The sequence below is a fragment of the Microscilla marina ATCC 23134 genome, from assembly GCF_000169175.1.
GTDB lineage: Bacteria > Bacteroidota > Bacteroidia > Cytophagales > Microscillaceae > Microscilla > Microscilla marina.
Window position 1 is genome coordinate 165755 of sequence record NZ_AAWS01000006.1, and the last position, 23923, is coordinate 189677.

Here is a 23923-nt window from a genome sequence, read left to right on the forward strand (position 1 = left end):
ATAAGTTGCCTATTAATTTGGATGAATTAACTACGTTGAGCTCGCGAAAAGCTCGGTTTTGTTTTCTGACGAGTCGTTAAAATGGCGGATAGCCATAGCTATCTAACTTTTTTACGAGGAAGTCAGAGGGCAAAAGTCGCTAAATAATATGTAAATAACTATGCACTAATACTCACCTTCTTCTATGTCATCAATCTCATTGTCAGCCTCGTTTTCGAGTACGTGGGCAAGCTTGGTACCCTTAAGCATATTGCTAAATACATGGGCTACGCTTTTACCTCCCAATATGGCAAGTGGAGACATCGACTTGGCTACTTTTTCGGCCAAGGCTTTGTCAGCAAAAGATTGTAACGCTGCAATGAGTTTAGGCGATACCGCTTCAGCCTTTTGTACCACTGCCTCCACATCAGCACGCAAAAGCTCCAACTCTTGCTCTAGTTCTTTCTGGGCAATATCCAGCAATAAATCTTCTTCTTTTTGCTTTCGTTCCAGTTCTGCATCATTTATTTGAGTCAGTAGACTTTGCTCTTCTAGGTTGGCTTCCAGGTTACGTCTTTTCGTCTGAATTTCAGTATTGATGCGGCTCAATATCAGTTCCAATTCTTTTTCAGCTTCTTTTTTCTCTAGTTCAAATTGTTTCTGCACAGTGACAGATTTAGTAGCTGAAATTTTTTGATTAATATCTTCACTTTTTTGGGTAAATTCTAGTTTTCGCTTTTCAGCGTCTATGCGCAAAGTTTGTTTGACTACTTCTTGCTGGGCAGAAATTAGTAAATTTTCAATGCTAATATCGCTTAGGCGAATGTCAAGTACTTCAAGGTCGTATATATGTACGTTGTTTTCTTCAAACAACCTGCCCGGACGTTTATTGGTCTTGCTTGAGGCACCCAATACTCCATTGCGTAAGATATCAATGCCATTGCCGTAAAAATCCATAATTGTATGTTTTTTCACCAAATTGCGAATGAATGAACGCATATGGTCGGTCAAGAACTTGACGTAGTTTTGCACATTAAACCATTTTTCAGAATCTCCGGTAAAGTTTACTCTATAAGATAAAGTAATGCTTACTTGAGTAAAGTCAGAAGATTCAGCCTTTACTATATCAGATATTTTGTTGTGCAAGGCACGCAAATATACGGTGTCTATAGTGTTTTCTGTAGTTTTAGGAGTGCCTGTAGAAAGTGTGATGGCTTCCAGGCTTTCATCATATTCCAGTAAATAAGTTTGAGGACCTACGATTACTTTGCGTTGCCCGGTTTTACTCACTACCAAAATAGCATAACCCGTCCATAAATTAATGGTTACCGCCCCATCATACTTTGTGTCTAAAGTAATGGTGCGAGGTGGGGTAAAAGTTTGGTCACGGGTAAATTCATCTCCAGCCATTTCTTTCGATACTTTTTCCTTTTTGTTGCGGCGGGGTTTTTCAGCAATTTCGTCATCAAGCTCTTCGGCTTCTACTGCCGCCAATGGTTCAGTTGATGCTTCAAGGTAACCTTCCGATGACTTTCGCCTGTCAAGTTCTCCCTTTAGTTGTTTATTATACTCCAGTGCCTCACTGTTGCCCGGAAACCACAACTTTACTTTTTTAGGATCAATTACTCTTTTTACAAAAACAGCTTCACGAGGGTCAGGCAAAAACATGGCAGGTCCTTTTTTAAGCGATACCTTTCCGGTTTTACGATTCAAATAGTAGCGTCCTTCACCCGCTGGAATGGCTATAGCATAATGCCGTTCCTTATTACCATATTTGATAATGGCGTGTTCGGGACGTGGGTAATAAATCATCTGCTCTTTACCAGTTACAAATAATTCCTCCCCTTCTTTGTAAGTCTGCCCGTTTTCTTCATAAGGAGCAATTACCTTGATATACAAGCCGCTCATTTCATTCAACTCTATGGCTTTAAACTTACGCGACCCATTTCGATAGACAAACTCCTCGGTGGGTTGAGGAAAAACCACGGCAGGCCCTTGAATATAACGTTTGTTGCCATCTTCATCCAACAAAATGCAATACTCTAACCGTTCTAATGTAACTGCTTCTCTTACGTAGTTGCCATTGACATCACGCACTACTTCTATGCCAGTAGGAGGAATATAAAAAGAAACAGAGTCTCCTTTAATAATAAGCATTTTGCCCATCGTCAAATCGGGCATATCTTCAATATTGGTTACCTCAGCAGTTTCGCTTCCATCATTATTTTCTTCTTCGTCTTTGGGGTGCTCTGCCGAGCTTTTGGTTTTTATTACGGCTTTTGCCCAGTTTTTATGAGCTTCATCTTCGTCGTATACCCTTACAGCCAAGTACTGATTAGACCTGAGGTTGTGCCCTCTCAGTACCTTTACCATTTGTCCTGGCCAAAGCGCAAAATTGATAGGACCAGGAATGTTTACTTTACGCCCTACATTTAATGCAACCAAATTACTTACTGTACCATTTTTGGGCTGGGTTTCATCTTGAGGTGGGTTTTTCATTACCACATACCAACCTTCTGGTGCAGTTGTAAAAGTTTGCAATGATTTGTCTAATGTACAGCGGTCAAATTTTTTACTGTGTGGGTCAAATATGACAGGTTTATCAGTATTCGCCAAACTAGTTTTGTAGGGACCAACATATACGTTGATATTCCCTTTGGTTTGGTCAGAAATAAAAGCAAATTCATTAGGGGTGAGCACCAAGTCGCGCTCGCGGTTTGAGTCTGACATATTGTTTCGTCTTTTGATTGTTCGGTATCTGGTTTTTAAGCAGTTATATTTATATAATCAACCCTGCTTTACAGTTGAATGAATTTACACAAAAATTTCACCTTTTTGAATAATGCCCACACTATTTGTTGTTTATCTACTAAAAAGCATAAGGCAGCAACCAACCCGGAGTAGTGGTAAAACAGGAAGTTTTATATTGTAAATATTTGATAGAAAAATTACCCAAGTTTACCCACTTTGCAGGTGCTTAGAGGGGAGTTTTGAGGCCTAAATCAAAACAACTAGAGTGAGTTTTGAACTTATCGCCTAAAATTTTCTATTTTCGCAGCATATTCTATCCTACATGTTGGAGAATGCATGTAGAGTAATTTATCATTGATAGTAGAAACCAAAGACTTATGTTTGAGTTTAAGAAAATTAACAATATGGTAGGTTGGGCTATTTTTGCCATTGCTACCATAGTTTATATGCTGACTGTTCAGCGAACAGCCAGTTATTGGGATTGCGGCGAATTTATTGCCTGTTCATATAAATTACAAGTTCCTCACCCGGCAGGAGCTCCTTTCTTTTTGTTGCTTGGGCGCATGTTTTCTTTCTTGGCTCTGGGTGATGTAACACAGGTAGCATTTTGGATCAATACCATCTCAGCTTTAGCAAGTAGCTTTTCTATCCTGTTTTTGTTCTGGTCTATTACTATGCTAGGGCTTAAGCTTTTACCAGTTAAAAACGAGCAAGATTTATCTCCCAGCCAAATTATTATGTTAATGGGAGGAGGTGTCATAGGAGCACTGGTATACACTTTTTCCGATTCGTTTTGGTTTTCGGCAGTAGAAGCCGAAGTATATGCGATGTCATCGTTTTTTACTGCCTTTGTTTTTTGGGCCATGCTTCGTTGGGAGCGCATAGACGATCCTCGTAGTTCTAACCGTTGGTTGATTTTAATTGCCTATATGATGGGCTTGTCTATTGGGGTGCACTTGTTGAACCTGGTGGCAATTCCAGCCTTGGGTTTGGTATATTATTATAAACGTTACAATACATACAACCTACTGGGTATTGTGGCAGCATTGGCTGTAGGTGGTGGTTTGATTATATTGATCATGTACGGCATTATCCCTGGTTTACCTACCTTGGCTGGTAACCTTGAAATCACCTTTGTTAATAGTTTTGGTTTGCCTTTTGGATCAGGTATTTTGTTTTTTATGGTAGTCCTATTGGGGGGTGTTACCTTCGGAGTGTACTATACACAGAAAAGAGAAAAAGTGTTGGCAAACACTGCCATGTTGTGCCTTACATTTGTTTTGTTTGGGTATGCATCTTACGGCATTGTATTGATTAGAGCCAATTATAACCCTCCTATCAATGAAAACGACCCTAGCGATATTGTACGTTATGTATCTTATTTGAAACGTGAACAATACGGTGATCGCCCTTTAGTACATGGGCGTACTTTTATGTCTCAGATTACTAAGCAAGATAGAGGAGAGGCAAAATACCGCAAGGATGACAAAAGTAAGCGTTATGAGATTTATGATTATAAAATTAAAAATACTTATGACAATACGATGTGGTTTCCTCGCATGTACAGTAAACAGTCCAATCACCCCGACTTGTACCGTGAACGTACTGGGTTAGCTAAAGGGCAGAAACCCAGAACTATACATAACTTAAAGTTTATGTTTTCTTATCAGTTGGGGCATATGTATTGGCGATACTTTGGCTGGAACTTTATCGGAAGAGAGAGTGACATTCAAGATGCTGGCGTAGCTACCTTTACCAGTCGTAGTAATTTGCCCGAAGGTATTGCTAAAAACAAAGCACATAATAAGTTTTATGGCATACCACTTATATTGGGATTATTGGGGGTGTTATTTATGCTCATGCGTAACCAAAGGGTAGGGCTAGTTACTGGAATGTTATTTTTCCTTACCGGAATAGGCTTAGTACTTTACCTCAATTCGCCCCCAGTAGAGCCTCGCGAGCGCGATTATATATATGTAGGTTCCTTTTATGTGTTTGCCATTTGGATAGGCTTTGGGGTCATGTTCATGGCAGAAGTCTTGCAAGGGGTGCTCAAAAAAGGATTGGCCGCACCAGTATTGGCAACAGCCATCTCATTAGTTGCCCCTGTGATCATGGCTCAGCAAGGTTGGGATGATCACGATAGGTCGCGTCAATATCAATCTATTGAGTCTGCCAAAAACCTTTTGAATTCGTGTGCCCCCAATGCTATTCTATTTACTGAAGGCGACAATGATACATTTCCGTTGTGGTATATACAAGAAGTAGAAGGCTTCCGTACCGATGTAAGGGTGTGTAACCTAAGTTTATTGGGTACTGCCTGGTATGCCCGCCAAATGACTCGTAAAACTTACGAATCGGAGGCTTTGCCTATCACATTGAAGCCTGAAAATTACCAGACTGGTACTAACGACTACCTTACTTATTGGGCGGCAAATCAGGGAAGCCGATTCAACGAGCGAGTAGCAAACGGTATGTTAAAGCAAGGCTTAAACCTAAATAGCTACATTGGCTTGTTGAACAAACAAGATAAACGATTGTATCAGTCAAGGGGGAACGATGGTATTTATACATACCCTTCTAAACTATTGGCTATTAATCAAAACAAGGCAGCTATTGTCAAGCAAAAAGATTTTGTTCCTAAAGATTTACACGATAAAATTCCATCTGTAATGATTTGGAATATGGGCAAACAATACATTTACAAACACCATTTGTTGATGTTGGATATTATTGCTACCAATGCCAAAAATGACTGGAAACGACCTATATATTTTACCAGCAATATTAGTGGGAATAACTCACTGAACCTTAAAGAGTTTATGCAGCTCGAAGGGTTGGCTTATCGCTTGTTGCCTGTACGTGTACCTGGAGCAAAAGATGGCTTTGTAAATGCTGAACTGATGTATGAAAACATGTTGCCTGTAAAGCTAGGTGGCATAGGCGATGGTAAAACTAAAGGATTTTTCTATCGTGGACTAGACGACCCCAAGGCGTACCATGATGAAAATGCAAGGCGCTTCCCTACTACTACCCGTTCTTCTTTCCGACGTCTGGTGCAACAGTTGATCAAAGAGGGCAAAATGGATAAAGCCAAAAAAGCAGCTAAGTTTTGTTTAGAGGCCATTACCGATGAGGCAATTCCTTATAGTATGTTCTTCACGCCTTTTATTGATGAGTTATTTAAAGTAGGTTTAGAAAAAGAAGCACTTGAAATGGCACGAACAATAGGGCACAGAGTAGAGCAAAAACTCAACTATATTTATGATAACAATTTGAGACGAAGAAACCCTAACTCGTTGCGTTATGCCATGTACAACCTTTACTCTTTAGTAAATGCTTTGCAAGGTCAAAAAGGGAAAGAAGCTCAAGCATTGCATAAAAAATATGACCAAGTTCAGAAGAACAATATGGGTCGATTTAGCAATGCCTTTGAATAAAAAATAATTGCTATCAATGTTATATAAAAAGCACCCTCAGCTGAGGGTGCTTTTTTTTTGAAAGTCAAACTTCTTTGACTCCCTGTTTTTTATGACTCAAATACTGTAATTAAATATAAATATGCTGTAATTTTGTTTAGCTATAATCTACACTGTTTAGTAAAACTAAAACTCTTAAAGTCTTGACCAATCAACAAATCTTTAATTTACTTAAGTTACACGCATCTCTGTTAGAGCTACACGGCGAAAATAACTTTAAAGTACGTTCGTACCACACGGCAGTTTTTAACATGGAAGCTTTGACTGAACCTTTGTCTGGCATGTCGCTCAAAGAGCTACAGGAGTTAGACGGAATAGGCAAGGCTATAGCCACCAAAATAGATGACATCAATCAAACCGGAACTTTCAAGCAGTTGGAGGAGTATCGGGCAAAAACTCCTGAGGGGTTGATAGATATGATGGAGATTGACGGATTGGGAATCAAGAAAATAAAAGTAATTTGGGAAGGGTTAGGTATTGAAGATATAGAAGCTTTGTTGCTGGCTTGCGAAACCGACCAACTTGCTCAGGTCAAAGGTTTTGGGCAAAAAACCCAGGAAAACATTAAAAATGCGCTTTTGTTTCGCAAAGCCAATGCACAGCGCTTGCATTATGCCCAAGCCGAGACATTGGCACAACAACTCAAGGATTATTTACAGGAAAAATCGCTTTCGGGTAAGTTTGAAGTAGTAGGGCAAATCAGACGTAAGCTTAATCTGGTAGACCAGGTACAGGTAATTGCTACTACGCCACAAGAAGAGTTATTTACAGTCCTGACAAACTGCGAGTTTTTGGAGCAAAGCCTCAAAAATACAGGTTTGTATGCGTGGCGAGGTAAATTCGCCAATAGTCCACTTAGGGTCGAAGCTCGTTGGTGTACTGCTGATGAGTTTGTTGGAGAAGTATTTATCCATTCAGCTAGTCCGGCACATTTGGAGTATGCCGAAGCTGGAATGCCCACATTATACCAAATAGCCCGCGAGCATAAGCTCCCTACCGAAGAAGCTATTTATCAGAAAGCCAACCTTGCTTATGTTGTACCTGAAATGCGTGAAGGTGATTTTGAGCTGGCGCTTGCCAAAGCAGGTAAGCTTCCTCAATTGCTGGAAGTGGGCGATTTGAAAGGTATTCTACACGCCCACTCTACCTATAGCGATGGCAAAAACACTTTAGAAGAAATGGCGCTTGCGGTAAAAAATGCCGGGTATGAATATTTGGGCATTACTGATCATTCTCAGTCGGCTTTTTATGCCAATGGCTTGCCAGTGGGCAGAGTACTTGACCAGATTAAAGAAATAGATGCATTGAATGAAAAGTTGGCGCCTTTCAAAATATTTAAAGGAATGGAGTCGGACATTATAGCCGATGGTGGGCTTGATTATGATAATGATATTCTTGCCAAGTTTGATTTTATCATTGCTTCTGTTCATTCGGGATTGAAAATGGCAGAAGAAAAAGCCACCGCAAGATTGATTAAGGCTATAGAAAACCCTTATACTACTATGTTGGGGCACCCTACCGGGCGTTTGTTATTAAGGCGCGAGGGTTACCCTGTAAACCACAAAAAAGTAATAGATGCTTGTGCAGCAAACAATGTGAGCATCGAAATAAACGCCAGCCCTTGGCGATTAGATATAGACTGGCAGTGGGTACACTATGCTATAGAGAAAGGTGTAAAATTAAGCATCAACCCTGATTCGCACGAGGTTGGCACCATTGATCATGTGTATTATGGGGTGTGTGTAGGGCGAAAAGGTGGGTTAACAAAAGAAATGACGTTAAATACTCTCGGAGTTGACACTTTAGGTAGATATTTTGCGGATCGAAAAAAGCAAAAGGGGATTTAATGTTTTGTTTTGTACCAGGGCTATAGATTAGCTGCTGGTACAGGGCTAAATTCAAGGCTGTGAGGTGGTGTTTTGAGGTGAGAGGCATAGTCGTTCCCTATTGTACAATATTTGCACACACACCATCTAAACAGAACTATGAAAAATATCATTTTAGACGAAGTAAAGGGGTTGATTCAAAACGAAAACATTGGTGATGCTCTTCAGAAACTCAGTGGGTTTGTCGAAGAACAACGTCAAGAAATGTACAATGTTTTGAGTATCCAACAGAGGTATTACAATGACTACCTCAACCGTATTGACGACTTGTCAATGAGTGAAGAAATCCACTCGCAAATAAAAACTAATTTGTGCCATAGTTTGCTCAAAATAGTAAACAATATAGAAGAGGCGACCGAAAAAGTAGCTGAGCCAAGCATAGCTCCAATGCCCAATAAGTTTGACATAGATTATGTGCTGCCTGAGCATAGTACTGTATTTATTATAATCGATGCCGACACCCCTACCACAGCCGAAGACCTTATCAGTACGGTATACCACGATGAATCTTTTCAAGAGGCGCAAGTATTGATTGTAAATGTCGAGCAATACGCATATTTTGATGAGTTTTTGACCGATTTGCAAGCCAACCACCTGGAGGGCTATCCAATAAATGCTTATGGCAAAGATTGGGTAGTGGGCAATCACACCCGTTTTTTTAAGTCTTTTGTATTGCCACACCAATGGCTGGCTTCTCAGGATGAAGAGGAAGCAAATGCTGAGAACGAAAAACCTGAGGAAGAAGGGCAGGTAAAAGCAATGGCTACCGAGGAGGAAACAGGTGAATTGTTAGAAGCTAATACAGAGGATAATCCGTTGGTAGATGCACGTTTACATATTCCCTTTAAGGACACAGGTATACACATCAAGTTTAAGTCATATTACGATTGGTGTGAGTGTAATTTTTGGGGAGTTGTTAATAGTGGTTTTGAGACTGCCTATGGTTTGTTTACGTCTGATGAGGCGGTTTTTCAAGACATTTTTTCGGGTGAATTTTCGTCAAAACTTACGGGTGAGTTTTTTAGCCTGATTCAAAAAAATGCCCCTGATTTGCCTTACAAAAAGTATAGTGAAGTAAACCCTGATGACTATAAATATAAACTCATCATTCAGCCTTATCAGCCCTTAGATAACGTACCCAACAAATCGGTTTTTATACTTTAGTGATATAACTTAACTTTTGATGGTTTGAGTTTTTTGTTGCTTTGTAAAAACGACTTGTAGGCACATTTGAGTTGTGTATGGCTCGGTTGCCTAACCTTTGAAACGTCCTAAAAAAGTTATCCACCAGTTATCCACAAAAAAACGAGGTAAAATGTGGATAACTTTTGGCTTTAAAATTCAGTGAAGGATTGTTGCAAGTTTTGCCTCAAAGGCAGAGGTAATACTTTGTTGTAACTCAATTAAAAAGGAGGAGCTACATAAGTAAAACCGTCTTCTCCTAAGTTATTAGTCAAAACTCTAAGATTTTTCTTTATATCATCATACGGTCCTGTCAAGTAGATAGGCTTACCGTCTTTGCCAAACTCTATTTCGTCTATTCCATCTGTAATCAAGTCTTCGTCCAAAAATCTTTGGGTAATTGCCCAGTCTTTATCCATAGGGTCAAAACCACAACTTGCTGCGTGGTCAATGCCCCCAAAAATAAGGTTATGAGCCGTTTCTTCATTAATTTGTTCATATTCACGCCCTTCTCTCATAAAATTTTCATCGACAAAATCTTCATATTCGTTAGCATCCATATTGATAAAATATAGGGTGCTTTTCAGCCCCAAACATCCCTTATCTATCAGGTAAACACAACAGCAAATTTTGCCGCTGTGCATTTTCTTACTTACATATACTGATACCAGCTCATGCCCCGAAAACCAGTCAGCACTGGCGTAGCATTTATAAAAAGGTAAATCACTACTTTTGTTCGCAATATACTTTCTGGTAAGTTGGCGTTCTTTTTTGGTTAGTTGCTGCATTTCTTTATAATTAAAATTAAAAATAGCACATTTTGCTTAAATTTAGACCCATTATATAATACTGTCTTAAAAATAACAAATATGCCTGAATTTAAAACCCTCCACGACGCCTTTGAATGGTTTCTTGAAAACGTGTATCCTCAACTTTCTTCTGAACAAAAAAGGCGATTAAAAGACGTAAGGTACGATTTCTATGCAGAAGGTAGGAAAGTATCAGTTAACCGTATGAATAGGTTTTTGCATGAATTTAGTGATTTTGAAAATATTTTCCGTGTGAATAACAAAAAACAAAAGTCGTAGATTTTTAAAATAAACGATTTTTCACTATCTTTGATCGTCTTTGAAAAACAAAGATGCCCCTGAGGTGTTAGATTTGACCGTCTTACCCCAGAGGCTTTGCTAAATATAAAAACTTAACAGTATGCAAGGTACTAATTTCTTTGAGGTTGCCCAAAGCCCTTATTCGCTTGATTGGTTTGAGCAAGGCATTCGTGCTCGTTTAGAGCATCTCTCATTATCGGCAGACACACCATTAGAACATTATAGCCAAACTGGGCAAAGCTTAAGCCCTGATAATATCGAAAAAATGATTAGTCATTTGGAGTTGCGTATGTTAGAAATGAGCTATTTGATAAACGAATTAAAATTGTTGCAAAAGCTTAAGACTGATGTGTTGCCTTAGTTTTATAAAAATACTTACTTCATTGCCTTACCTCAGCGTTTTGGGTAGGGCAATTTAGCCTACTTTTGTGCCCCAATATTGCCTCTGAAGTCAACACTTTTAAAAAAAATAAACCCTCTCCTGCTTTTTAATTTAAAAAGTGTAAATTAGTATTGAGTTTTAATTAGGTAAGGTATAGTTAACAAGATTACCTATACTCAGTCAGATTGATTATTAATATTGAATTGAACACACAAAATGGATAAATTTTCTTATATCGGAAACGCTGATGTGGCTTATGTAGAAGAGCTGTACCAGCAATATAAAAACGACCCCGAATCGGTTGACAGTACCTGGCAATATTTCTTTAAAGGATTTGACTTTTCGGTAGAGCAATATGGAGAACCAGGTGAAAACACCAACGGACAAAACGGGGCTGCTTCTACAACCAAAGGTAAAGCTTCTAAAACCGATATAGAGAAAGAAATCAGCGTTCGTGAGTTGATCTCGGCTTACCGTTCGCGTGCCCATCTTTTGTCTACAACCAACCCAGTAAGACCACGCCGCGACCGTCGGGCTCGGCTCGAACTCAAAGATTTTGGTTTGACCGATGCCGACCTTAATACTACCTTTGAGGCAGGACGTACTATTTTTGATCGCCCAGCTACTTTGAAAGAAATCACTGACGCCCTTAAGCATATTTATGAGCGCACCATTGGTTTTGAGTATGCCTATATTCGTGAGCCAGAAGTACTGGAGTGGTTCAAACAAAAAATTGAGAGCGAGTCGCTCAACTTCAATCCTTCGTCTGACTACAAAAAAAGAATTTTATCTAAACTCAATGAGGCAGTAGCCTTTGAGAATTTTTTACATACCAAATACATTGGACAAAAACGCTTCTCAATAGAAGGAGGCGAAAGCACTATTCCAGCCTTAGACGCGGTGATTAACCGTAGTGCAGAGCTAGGAGTAAAAGAAGTAGTAATAGGTATGGCACACCGGGGGCGTCTCAACGTGTTGGTAAACATTATGGGTAAAACCTATGAAGATGTTTTCAACGAGTTTGAAGGCGAAATGCCCGAAGAAGCAATGGGAGATGGTGATGTAAAATATCACTTGGGTTTTGCTACCGAAATAGACACTCCTGAAGGGCACAGGGTAAATTTACAATTAGCTCCTAACCCTTCACACCTTGAGGCGGTAGATCCCTTGGTAGAAGGATACGTACGTGCCAAGTGTGACCGTATGTATGATGGTAATGTAGATCGAATATTGCCTGTTTTGATTCACGGAGATGCGGCGATTGCCGGACAGGGTTTGGTATATGAAATTACCCAAATGTCGAAACTGGAAGGCTACCATACCGGAGGAACTATTCATTTTGTAATCAACAACCAAGTAGGTTTTACTACCAATTTTGAAGATGCCCGTTCTAGTATTTACTGTACCGACGTGGCAAAAATGACTGACTCACCTGTATTGCACGTAAACGGTGATGATCCTGAGGCAGTAGTATTTTGCTGTAGGTTGGCAGCTGAGTTTCGTGAGAAATTTAACCGCGATATTTTCATCGACTTGGTGTGTTACCGTAAACATGGGCACAACGAAAGTGATGAACCTAAATTTACCCAGCCTGCGTTGTACAAGCTGATCTCTAAGCACCCCAATCCACGTGAACTATACTTGAGTCGTCTCAAAGAAAGTGGTGACTTGGACGCAAGTATTGCCAAAGAAATGGAGCAGGAGTTTAAGCAAATGTTACAGGACAGGCTCAATATGGTTAAGCAAAAAGCCGTTGCATATAAATTACAACCTGTAGAGAAAGAATGGGAAGAGTTGCGTTGGTCTACTCCTACCGACTTTGATAGGGTATACGATACCAAAATCACGGCTGATATGGTGGATAAAATAGGGAAGGCATTGACCTTTTTGCCAAAAGGTTTCAAACCTATTCGCCAGATAGAAAAATTGCTCGAAAAACGCAAAGACATGTTCTTTGGCAGTAAAATACTTGATTGGGCTTCTGCCGAATTGCTGGCGTATGGGTCTATACTTGCTGAAGGTAAGATTGTACGCTTTAGTGGACAAGACGTAAAACGAGGTACTTTTTCGCACCGCCACGCTGTATTGCATGATGCCAATACCAGTGAACCTTTCTATAGCCTTGATTATATTCAAGAAGGGCAAGAGAAAATGCGCATCTACAACTCACTATTGTCTGAATATGGCGTACTAGGTTTTGAGTTTGGCTATGCGATGGCAAACCCTCACGCTCTTACCATTTGGGAAGCCCAATTTGGAGATTTTGCCAATGGTGCACAAATTATCATAGATCAGTTCATTACTGCTGTGGAGTCTAAATGGCAAAAAATGAATGGCTTGGTTATGTTGTTGCCGCACGGTTATGAAGGGCAAGGACCTGAACACTCAAGTGCCCGACTAGAGCGTTTTTTGCAAATGTCAGCAGAGTACAACATTATTGTGGCTAACTTGACTACCCCTGCCAACCTTTTCCATATTTTACGACGTCAGTTGGCTTGGGAATTCCGCAAGCCGTTGGTGATTATGTCACCTAAGTCGTTATTGCGTGACAAGAAAGTAGTGTCCTCTGTAGCTGAGTTTACCGATGGGCAGTTTCATGAAGTCATAGGTGATGACTATGTAGAGGCTAAAAAGGTGAAAAAAGTATTGTTGTGTACTGGTAAAATCTATTACGACTTGCTTAAAAAGCAACAAGACGATAAGCGCAAAGATGTAGCAATTATTCGTGTAGAACAATTGCACCCATTCCCTACTAAGTCTATCCACTTAAAATTGGGTAAATATGTCAATGCCAAAACGTATTGGGTGCAGGAAGAACCAGTAAATATGGGTGCCTGGAGTTACATTCAGCGAGTATATCGTTATGACCAAATAGAGGTCATCGCTCGTAAGTCAAGTGCTTCACCTGCCACTGGTTATCACACAGTACATAGCCAAGAGCAAGCGACTATTATAGAGGCTGCTTTTAAGTAAGAAAAGATAGTATTTATAAAATAAACAAAACCCCATTTGATTGTATATTGAGTGGGGTTTTATAATTTTATCCCTACCACCAAAATGTCATCTCTTTGACTTGTTTGGTGCATATATTCATCCAGGTTTTCTTCTAGCACTCGTTGTTGTTCGGACATTGGTTTCAAAGCCTGCGAAGCCAGGAGTTTTTTGAGTTTTTGTGAGCCAAAACTTTTTCTGGCTACATTGTTCTGATCACTATACCCGTCAGTGGTCAAAAATATTAAATCATTTTTGTGTAAGGTAAGTGTGTGCTCTTCAAAAACCTGATGGTTTCTGGGAACTATGCCAATAGAAATTCTACTACCTTTGACTTCACCAAACTCTTGACTATCACTTTTAATGTAATACATAGGGCGTTTGGCACCACCAAAAACAACCTTTACAGTGCCATCAGGCAAGTATTGAATATTGCACAGCGCCATGTCCATTCCTGATTGATTACCCGTTTTTTCTCGTTGTAGGGCGTGCTTTAACTCAGATTTTAGTGTTTCTAATATTTGGGCAGGTTGAATAATATTTTTTTGGTGTACAATCTCATTCAGCAAAGTATAACTCATCATACTCATAAAAGCTCCTGGCACCCCGTGTCCGGTACAATCTATAGCGGCTACTAGCCTTATATCCTTGCCATCTTTAGTTTTATCTGCCCAATAAAAATCTCCCGATACGATGTCACGTGGACGAAAAAGCACAAAATAGTTTTTAAATATTCCTTGCATTCTGTCATTAAAAGGCAAAATAGCATCTTGAATAAGCTTGGCTGCCTCTATACTCTTTTTTACCTGAAGGTTTTTCTGATAAAGCTGTTGGTTTTTTTTTTCAATAAAGTCACGTTGAGCGGTAATTTCTTCGTGTTGTTGCTGGAGCTCTTCGTGTTGTACCATAATCTCTTCTTGTTTATGCTGAAGCTCAACAGTACGTTGTTGCACCTTTTTTTCAAGGCTGGCTTTTTGTTTAAGCAACCGACTTGCATTGATGCGTAAAACGATTAATACAAATAATATTGCACATACCACATACAAGGTATAAGCCCACCAAGTGCGGTGCCAGGGAGGGTAAACCTTGAACTCGAAACGTGCCAACTTGCTTAGGTCACCATGCGCATTTTTAGCCCTTACTTCAAAAACATAATTACCTTCGGGCAAATTGGTATAATTAGTATTGCGTTCTATGCTCCATTTAGACCATTTTTCTTGAAAACCTTTTAACCTGAACTGATACTGGTTTTGGTTGCTATGTTCATAAAACAAAGAAGCGTAATCAAACCTAAGCGTGTTGAACTGATAATCAAGAGAGACAGAATGTAGGCTGTTTTCAGTAAAAAGAAGAGAATCATTATTAATGAATACTTTCCTGATAATGGTTTGATAAGTGTTGGGAGGACTCTTTTTCCATTGGTCATCATATAATATCATAGTTTGGTCTTTGGCTATTGCCACCCGTCCGTCTGTTAACTCTATGATAGCTTCACTATCAAGTGAAGTTTGTATAGCTCTGAAAGGTTTTTCTACGAGTGTATATCCGTTGTTAGAGGTTGCTTTTAGCATGGCCAACTCGACTTTATCAGGTTTTTTTATCTGGATAAATAAATTCCCCTTTCTTGTTTCATATATGTAATATACTTGTTTGCCTTTGGTGTAAGCATGTAAAATAGGGTGAGGATGAAAACGTTTTTTTGCCCGGTCAAATGCATATATGCCATCTGTTGTACCAAAAATTAGCTGACCGTTTTTTAAGCGAAACACTATATTGGCTGCAGTAGAAGGTAAGCCATCCTTGGCTGTATATACTACTTGCTTTACCACACTATCTTTTGCGGCATTGAGCCATACCCTAAAAATACCTAACTGGAAATCGTGAATCCATAAACTTTCATCTTTATCTTCTATAATAGAGTATATTTTTGCCGTTACTTTTTCGCCTTTTACTTTTTTCTTTATCCATTTCCCTTTTTTCTGAGCCATCAAAAATAATCCCTGGTTATAAGTACCTATCATCAGTTTAGAAGGGGCGTTTTTTAGTGCTACAAGTGTTTGTGTATAAGCTTGATCTACAATCCTTTCAGGCTTTCCATTTTTCATTTCATAAATAGTACCGGTATGTGCCACATAAAACCTGCCTTGGTGTTCCAAAAAGTCCCATACTCCATCTTTGATTCCTTTTACTTCTTCAAAACGACCTTGTTTGTTCAAGAATGAAAGCCCATTCATAGTACCCACATAGAGCCTTTGGTTATGATAGGTCATCCTTAGAATTTGCCCGGAAAAGCCGTGCCTTTTGTCCCAATAGGTAAAAGAGCTATTATTATGGATTTGCCCAATTCCTTTTTCACCCAAGGTCCATATATTACCTTCTTTATCAAAATCAAAATTGTAGATTAAAAGGGTGGGAGTATCTCGATTAGAAGCAATAAAACGTTGAATTTTACCATCTTTGCCTAATACATACAATCCTTTGTTTTTGATGGTAAGCGCAATAGAGCCATTGTTCAGCACCTTGAAATAATAAATAACAAAAGTCGTGTTTAATTTGGCAAAAACATTGTCGAGTTCAGTTGTAAAAGCTTCTTCTCTCTGAAATTTGCCGTTTTTTAGGTATAACCAACGCATTTGATGAGTTTTGGCATCAAACGCAAGCAAAGTGTCTTGGCTATAGTTTATTATACGCCATATATCAGGCAGGTTTTTTACTCCTTGAAGGAGGTTAGTTTTTACTAGTTTTTTTCCATTCCAAGCAAATAAATCACTTCCAGCTTGTGCATATATATTATTGTTAAAATGAAAGACTTGTTTGCCTTTTTTAGCAATGGGGGCAAATTGTCCCTTATTATAAATTGTTGAATCATCAGGATCTACATAAGTAAACTTGCCATTTTGATAAATCAATGCTTTTTTAAACCAATCTATAAAAGCAACGCCTTTGTCCAGAGGTAAAATAGTTCGAATCGTTTTAAATTTTCTCTGTTCTTTAGGAATAGATGGAATCAAGGATACATATTTGCGGTTTTGTCCGGTAGAGTCGTACCCCAAATAGCCTAATTCATTGTTGGAGCCCACAAATAGGGTGTCTTGGTAATAACCAATAGCAAAGACAAAACCTTTATTCTTTATTGGGAATTTACGCCATTCTTTACCATCATATTGTAGAATTCCAAAGTTATCGCCCACATACACCATGCCTGTTTTATCTTGCGTCAACGCCCAACTCTGGTATCCTCCTTTATAGTCTTTAGGTAGGTGTTTGGTCACGTAGGGAGTTTGCGCCTGAGAGACAGTAGCGGCATAAACAAGTAAAACATTGATAATTAAGAACAGTTTCATCATAGTGCATATAGTATAGTCGTGTAAGCCAAAGAGAGCCCTTGGCGTGAGTTATAGTTAATTTTATAACAAAGCAGCTGCCTTGCAAAGTACACAACAGGTAAGGAGTGCTATAGCTGAATGCCCAATATTACAATATCATCGCGTTGGTCTGCCTCTTCTTGGTATTCAGTTTTGGCTTTCAACAACCGCGTACGTTGTACATTTAATGGTTCATGCATGATTTCTTCTAACAACGTAATGAATTGCTTGGTTCCAAAAGATTTACGGTTGTTATTAGGTGTATCTACAAATCCATCACTACTCAAATAAAGTATATCAGTGCGTTTGAGTTGAACCGTGTGATTCTCTAACTCTTGGGCTATTTGCTTAGGTATCCAACCACCAATAAAAAAACGATTTCTTTGGATTTGATGCAACTTTTTTTGATGTGTATAATACAACGGACGTTTGGCGTTACTGTATATTAGCTCTACCTTGTCCGAATCATCTATATATTGCACCCTACACAAGCATATATCCATGCCATCATTATTATCTGATTCTTTCTGATGCAAACCCTTACGAATGCCCTCTTGTATTTTAGATATGATCTTTTTGGGATCAAAAACCTTCTTTTCATTGACTATTTCGCTCAATAATCTACTGCCTATCATGCTCATAAAAGCCCCTGGTACTCCGTGTCCGGTGCAGTCTACAGCTGCCACAAAACTATATACTTCAAAAGAAGGGATATCATCAATTATGACACGTTTCTTTACATGGCTCATCCAATAAAAGTCGCCAGAAACAATGTCTTTGGGTTCGTAGATGATAAAATGATCAGTAAAAACTTTTTCAAAGCTTTTGCTGCTGGGCAAAATGGCTGCTTGGATTTTTTGTGCATAACGGATACTGGCTGTAATTTCTTGGTTTTGGGTTTCTATTTTAAACTTTTGTAACTCTATTTTAGTATAACTATCCGTATTTTGTAATGCTATGGTAATATATACTGCAAGGTTACGTAACAAGTTGAGGTGATAATTTGTATATACGTTACTTTGCAAACTTTGTACACTTACCAAGCCAATTACTTCTTGTTCGACAATAAGTGGTATACAAATGAAAGCATTTAACAGTTCATCTTGTCGATAACTGTCCAACGACTCCACATAATTGTGATACTCTTTGTACACGTCATTCACTATAATTTCTTTTTGGCGAAGTACACACAGCACTCCAAACCTGTTTTCATCGGTAGCAGGTACTGTCAGTTGGGGCATTTTCTCGCCTAAATGTATATAGTCGTTAAAAGTAATCGTGTGTGCTTTTGGATCATATAAGCCTATCCCAAACTCTGCAACATCCATCAAGTTATTTACATTATTATACACAGTCTCTACTATCTGGCTTAACGATAGTTTTGAAGTGATTTCTTGCCCTATTTCACTCAATAGTTTTACATTCTGATAAGCTTGCTCTATTTCATCACTTTTACTTACCAATTCATTGTTGACTGTTTTCAGGATTTCAGCTTGTATCTGTATTTCTTCTTTTTGTTGTTCCAGTGCCGAATTTTTATGTTCAATAGCAGTATTGGCTTCTTTGAGGTTTTCAGCTTGTATCTGTATCTCTTCTTTTTGTTGCTCAAGTTCTGAGTTTTTTAGCAAGATTTCATCGTTCTTATGGCGAATCTCTGCAGTACGGGCTTCCACTGTTTTTTCCAGTTTATCTTTTTGTTGCTCCAACCTTCGAGTATATAGTTTGATGGTAACACCTATCAATATGATGCTCACGAATGTATACCCTGTATAAGCCCAAATGGTACGGTGCCAGGGAGGGAGTATTTGGAAACTGTAGGTAAACACTGGGCTTTTTTCTTGGTATAGGTTACGGGTTTGAATGTGCAATATATAACTCCCTTCTCTTAAGTTGGTATATTCTTTATAAGTCTCCTTAGTCCATGGCGACCACTCTTTGTCTAGTCCTGCCAGGCGGTAACGAAACTCGTTTTTGTGGTTATCAGCATAAAAGGTACTGCTTACATTAAACCTAAAACTATTATAAGTGTATTTAAATATGGGGTACTGATACTCCTGTTTGGGCAGGCTTGTCATTTGCCCCTGTGCATTGGCGAAGGTACCTCCAAATATTATAGAATCTTTTGCACCAGTAAGAGATATTTCGCGTAACAATACTTTGAAAGGTTGTTTTATACGGGGTTTTTGAGGGGCATAATGAATCACCCCTTCCTTGGTGGCAAACAATACATTTTTGTCATCTATTGGGTTCAAATGGGGGGCAAGTTTTTCTATAAACGAGCCACGCAATTTTCTGAAAGGATTGGTTATTTTTTTGTAGCTACCATTGGCTTGTTTTTGTAGCAAACCCACTTCCAGGTATTTGTCTTTTGCCTCTTTATGCGCCACATACCAAATTCCTTGTTGGGCGTCGTTGCGTAGATAAACCAACATTTTGTGATCACCAATTAACTTGTTTAACTTGGTTTCTCTCACCATTTTGTCTTGGGTTTCATCATATAAGTATACCCCATTTTCGGTAGCAAACATGTTTTCACCATTTACTTTAAACAAACGGTTATAGGTATTGGCAGGGAGTCCCTTGGTTTTGTCATAAAACTTAATATTTACTATACTATCAAGTGGTGTATTAAGCGTGAGTTTATAGATACCGTGTTGGTCACTACTTACCCAGACAGTACCTGCTTTTCCTTCTTGTATATAACGCGAGTTTTTTGAAAATCCCTTGATCACGTTTTTTACCTGCCATTGTTTGTCTTTCCACTCCAGTAAAATCAACCCCCTTTTACCGCCAGCCATCAACAAGTTAGGCTGCTTGTTCAAAGAGATTATAGTCCACATATTACCATTCGTCTTTTTCAAGGCTTGAACTTTGACGGGTTTTTGGAGAGTATTAAACTTTAAAATACCTGGATTGAAGGCGGCCAAGAGTTGGTTTTTGAAAGTTTTAAATTGCCACGTTTGATTCACCAAATTCGGAATGGTTTTAAAGCGAATCGAGTCTTTCAAAGGGTTTTCATAATGAAGCCAGTTTTTATAAAAAAATCCTTGGGAAGTACCTGTCAATAGCTTGTTTTGATGCACATAAGTGTAATAGGTAGAGCCTTCCAATCCTGACGAAGCGTCTAATACACTAAACGGTGAATTGAGTTCGATAAAAGCAATTCCTTTAGCAAGCCCTGCCCACAAATTATGGTGATGATCTATATATAAATTATACACTGAGTTGCTTTGTAGTCCATTGCCTTTATGAATATGTTGTACTACCTGCCCAGCCTTATTTAAAATAACAATGCCTGCACTTGAAGTGCCAAAAGCATAATGGTTATCATCTATTTGAGTGGAACAGTACAGCTCTTTGTCCAATAAGAATTGTTTGATATGAGGAGCAAAAGGGGTAAGGGTATCCCCATTGTAAATATATAATTGTGTGAATATGTTGAGCAAACTTTTGTTTTTACCAAACGGAAATCCTTCCATTGGTATTTTTTTGTTAAACTGAGGCACTTTCACTAGCTTACCCTGCACCAGTTTGAATGTACCTACTTTAAAGTCTCTAAAGTGTGCTTGGTTGTTGATCAGGCAAAGTGTAGTAAATCTCTTTTTAGGGCGAATTGCTTTTAATTTTTTATCTTTCAAAACAAACAATGCTGAACGGCTACGGCATATTACTCCTTCGTTAGTTACCACCATATCCCAAATGTCTTTAAATCCGGCAACATCTTTAGGAACTTGGTTCATAAGCGAAGCTACATAGGTTTTGCCAGTAGAATCTGTGTCTACATAACCAATAAAATTTTGTGCACCTACATACATTATCCCATCTTGCCCCATCTTCACGCTTCTTGTGGTTGATTTATTAGGTATTTCCAGCAAACGCCACTTTACCCCATCAAACTCTAGCAAGCCTGAAGAGTTGCCTACATAAATAATTCCTCGTTTATCTTGACCGATATACCAGTTCTGGTCGTGGGCGTGGTAATCATCTGTAGTATAATTTTTAATAAAAGGTAGTCCTTTGTTTTTGACCTGTGCCCAACAATAAGAAGATTGAATGGTTGATAGTAAACAAGCAAATAAAAAAAGGTAACGTGTAATCATAATCGAATAAATGTACTTGTTGTTTTTGGGCTATAATTTATCAATTGACTGGGTGAGGATTTGCTTTGTATAACAAATGACTGTATGTAGGTCAGGGTTTTGTGTAATTGTAATACAGTCTGTCTGGCGAATAGAATATGCCCAAATAATTCCCTGAATGCTGGTAATTTTAAAGTAGCATATAATTTAGGTTAGCAAACTTGTTTTTACACAAAAAACAAGCTAAAAAGAGCCAGTTTTTGATAAAAAATGCAAAGTACTTGTTAGTTATGTATTGAAAAATACAAGATATAATATAGGTACCCAAAAAAACATAAATAAGTTGTGTCAAATGTTACAGCAAATAACTAAGGTAAAGTTCCAAAAAGAAATAAGATATACTACTTTTGTGAGCAAACCAGCTACTCAAAAATACAGATATTTGGTAGTTGTGGAATAACCAAAAAAAATGTTTAAATTAGCCAACATAATATAGATATTTGGAACATTAACAACACCAAATCTTTATTCTTTTACTACATATGAAATGTGCTAAAATAAAGTCATCAGGTTTAGTTATATCATTATAATTAAAATGTAGAAATTATTATGGCAACATTATTTACTCAAAATACAGAATCGATCCTATAATTTAAAAATAAATTGAAAGGAAAAATATTATGGCCGTAGAAATGAAAATTCCTGATTTGGCGGAATCTATCACAGAAGTTGTTATTTCGCAATGGTTGAAACAGGATGGAGACTACGTAGAACTTGATGAAATGATTTGTGAGGTAGAGACTGACAAAGCTGCTCAGGAACTTGCCGCCGAATCAGCAGGAATTCTTCGTATTATGGTTCCTGAAGGCGAAACAGTGAATGTGGGTGATGTTATATGTCGTATCGAAGCAAGCGAAAATGGTTCTTCGGCTGGTTCTTCAAAAACTGCGGCTAATGCGTCTGACAATACTGCTACTAAAATTGCTACTACTACCGATGCACCCACTACCACTGGCAAAGAGGTAGAAATGCGTGTACCTGAACTGGCAGAGTCTATTACTGAGGTAATGATTGGAGCTTGGTTGAAAGAAGATGGAGATTTTGTTACTTTGGATGAGCCTATATGTGAGGTAGAAACCGACAAGGCAGCTCAAGAATTGCCCGCTGAGGCTACTGGTATATTACAAATGGTGGCAAAAGAAGGCGAAACCTTGAATGTGGGTGATTTAATTTGTACTATCAAAGTAACCGAAGCACCCGTAAGCAATGGTACTGCATCAAAACCTTCGTCAGATGCTGGTGCAAATAACATTGAAACTTCGTCGGCAGCTGGGCATCCATCACCTGCAGCAAGCAAAATACTTGCTGAAAAAGGCATTGATCCTGCTGATGTAAAAGGTACTGGTGTAGGAGGACGCATCACGAAAGAAGATGCCATGAATGCTCAAAAGAAGAAGCCTAAAGCTGAGGCTCCTGCCCAAAACAAAAAAGAAACTGCAGCACCCAAAGCTACTGTGTCCGCACCTGCACCAGGTAGCCGCAACCAAAACCGTAAGCGTATGTCACCGCTTCGTAAAACAGTTGCTCGCCGTTTGGTGTCTGTAAAGAATGAAACCGCCATGCTTACTACTTTCAATGAGGTAAACATGCAACCTATCAAAGACTTACGAGCTAAGTACAAAGAGCAGTTCAAAGAAAAGTACGGTGTAGGTTTAGGGTTTATGGGCTTTTTTGTAAAGGCTTGTTGTGCTGCATTGACAGAGATTCCAGGAGTAAATGCGATGATAGACGGCAACGAAATCGTTTATAACGAATTTTGTGATATTTCGGTGGCTGTATCAGCACCCAAGGGCTTGGTAGTACCTGTGTTACGCAACGCTGAGAGCTTGAGTTTTCAAGGCATAGAGCAAGGCATTAAAGACTTGGCACTCAAGGCTCGTGATAATAAGTTGTCTATCGAAGAGATGCAAGGAGGGACGTTTACCATTACCAATGGAGGGGTATTTGGTTCTATGTTGTCTACGCCTATTATCAACGCACCGCAATCGGCCATCTTAGGAATGCACAATATTGTAGACCGACCAATGGCTGTAAATGGTGAAGTGAAAATATTACCGATTATGTACCTTGCCTTGTCTTACGACCACCGAATTATAGACGGACGCGAGGCCGTAACCTTTTTGGTAAGATTAAAACAATTGCTCGAAGAGCCCGAAAGATTAATGTTTGGCGTATAAAGCACGTTTTTTAAGATATACAAAAGCCTGTTCAACATTTGCTGAGCAGGCTTTTGTTTTTTCACAACAATAAGTTGTTTATTAACGATTTTTTTGTAAAACGTAACCTTTTTGACTCTAAAAATCGTTATATTTATCAAAACATTCATAAACCAAAACCTAATATTATGAGTAGCGAATCGCATAAGAATGCCCGCAAAATGATGAGTTTCAACACTTTGGCATTCATTGTTTCATCTGTTTTCTTTGTGTACTTTGTAGGTATGTTATTTTATAGCTTACTTACTGCAGGTACCATTCTAACAGGTCCAGGTATTTTTAGTAGTGTGGCTCTTGTTGGATATGTACTTATTAGCTTGCGTCATGTACGACGTTCGTGGAAATCTTTCAGTGATCTAAACTACAAAACATCAATAACCAGTGGCATTATTGCCTGGGTTTACCCATTAGGAATGATTTTGTTAGCCTGGTTGCTTAGATAAG

12 protein-coding genes are annotated in these 23923 nt (G+C 38.7%); 8 read left to right on the forward strand and 4 right to left on the reverse strand.

The annotated features are described in order from the left end of the window. Positions 1 to 165: 165 nt before the first annotated feature. Positions 166 to 2709, reverse strand: a complete 2544-nt coding sequence (locus tag M23134_RS06825; RefSeq protein ID WP_002694825.1) for a hypothetical protein — start codon at positions 2707 to 2709, stop codon at positions 166 to 168. Positions 2710 to 3107: 398 nt separating this feature from the next. On the opposite strand from M23134_RS06825, the gene M23134_RS06830 reads away from it, so the two are divergent. The 3 genes from M23134_RS06830 (at position 3108) to M23134_RS06840 (ending at position 9259) form a co-directional block, all read left to right on the forward strand. Then, positions 3108 to 6170 (forward strand): glycosyltransferase family 117 protein, encoded by a 3063-nt coding sequence (locus tag M23134_RS06830; RefSeq protein WP_002694827.1) that lies wholly within the window; start codon positions 3108 to 3110, stop codon positions 6168 to 6170. Between the two features lie 182 nt (positions 6171 to 6352). After that, on the forward strand, positions 6353 to 8056 hold the full coding sequence (locus M23134_RS06835) for a DNA polymerase/3'-5' exonuclease PolX (RefSeq protein ID WP_002694829.1): 1704 nt from the start codon (positions 6353 to 6355) through the stop codon (positions 8054 to 8056). A gap of 138 nt (positions 8057 to 8194) precedes the next feature. Further along, the gene (locus M23134_RS06840) at positions 8195 to 9259 is read left to right on the forward strand and encodes a hypothetical protein (RefSeq protein ID WP_002694830.1); all 1065 of its coding nucleotides are present in this window, start codon (positions 8195 to 8197) and stop codon (positions 9257 to 9259) included. 239 nt (positions 9260 to 9498) lie between these two features. On the opposite strand, the gene M23134_RS06845 is transcribed toward M23134_RS06840, so the two are convergent. Further along, positions 9499 to 10065 (reverse strand): hypothetical protein, encoded by a 567-nt coding sequence (locus M23134_RS06845; protein WP_002694833.1) that lies wholly within the window; start codon positions 10063 to 10065, stop codon positions 9499 to 9501. 81 nt (positions 10066 to 10146) lie between these two features. Between M23134_RS06845 and M23134_RS06850 the strand changes: the two genes are divergently transcribed. The 3 genes from M23134_RS06850 to M23134_RS06860 all read left to right on the forward strand — a co-directional run bounded on the left by M23134_RS06850 (position 10147) and on the right by M23134_RS06860 (position 13741). After that, on the forward strand, positions 10147 to 10365 hold the full coding sequence (locus tag M23134_RS06850; protein ID WP_002694837.1) for a hypothetical protein: 219 nt from the start codon (positions 10147 to 10149) through the stop codon (positions 10363 to 10365). 121 nt (positions 10366 to 10486) lie between these two features. After that, positions 10487 to 10747: a hypothetical protein gene (locus M23134_RS06855; protein ID WP_002694838.1), complete on the forward strand. Its 261-nt coding sequence runs from the start codon at positions 10487 to 10489 to the stop codon at positions 10745 to 10747. A gap of 237 nt (positions 10748 to 10984) precedes the next feature. Further along, positions 10985 to 13741 (forward strand): 2-oxoglutarate dehydrogenase E1 component, encoded by a 2757-nt coding sequence (locus M23134_RS06860; protein WP_002694840.1) that lies wholly within the window; start codon positions 10985 to 10987, stop codon positions 13739 to 13741. 59 nt (positions 13742 to 13800) lie between these two features. Here the strand turns inward: M23134_RS06860 and M23134_RS06865 are convergent, their stop codons facing one another. Next, positions 13801 to 17106: a SpoIIE family protein phosphatase gene (locus tag M23134_RS06865; protein ID WP_002694841.1), complete on the reverse strand. Its 3306-nt coding sequence runs from the start codon at positions 17104 to 17106 to the stop codon at positions 13801 to 13803. 107 nt (positions 17107 to 17213) lie between these two features. Continuing rightward, a complete protein-coding gene (locus tag M23134_RS06870; RefSeq protein WP_002694843.1) occupies positions 17214 to 21224 on the reverse strand; it encodes a SpoIIE family protein phosphatase in 4011 nt (1336 codons plus the stop codon). A gap of 659 nt (positions 21225 to 21883) precedes the next feature. Between M23134_RS06870 and odhB the strand changes: the two genes are divergently transcribed. Then, complete coding sequence (gene odhB, locus M23134_RS06875) at positions 21884 to 23440, forward strand: 2-oxoglutarate dehydrogenase complex dihydrolipoyllysine-residue succinyltransferase (protein ID WP_002694847.1); 1557 nt, start codon at positions 21884 to 21886, stop codon at positions 23438 to 23440. A 167-nt stretch (positions 23441 to 23607) separates the two neighbouring features. Further along, entirely contained in the window at positions 23608 to 23922 is a 315-nt protein-coding gene (locus M23134_RS06880) for a hypothetical protein (protein WP_157558374.1), read from the forward strand. The last annotated feature ends 1 nt before the right edge of the window (position 23923 follow it).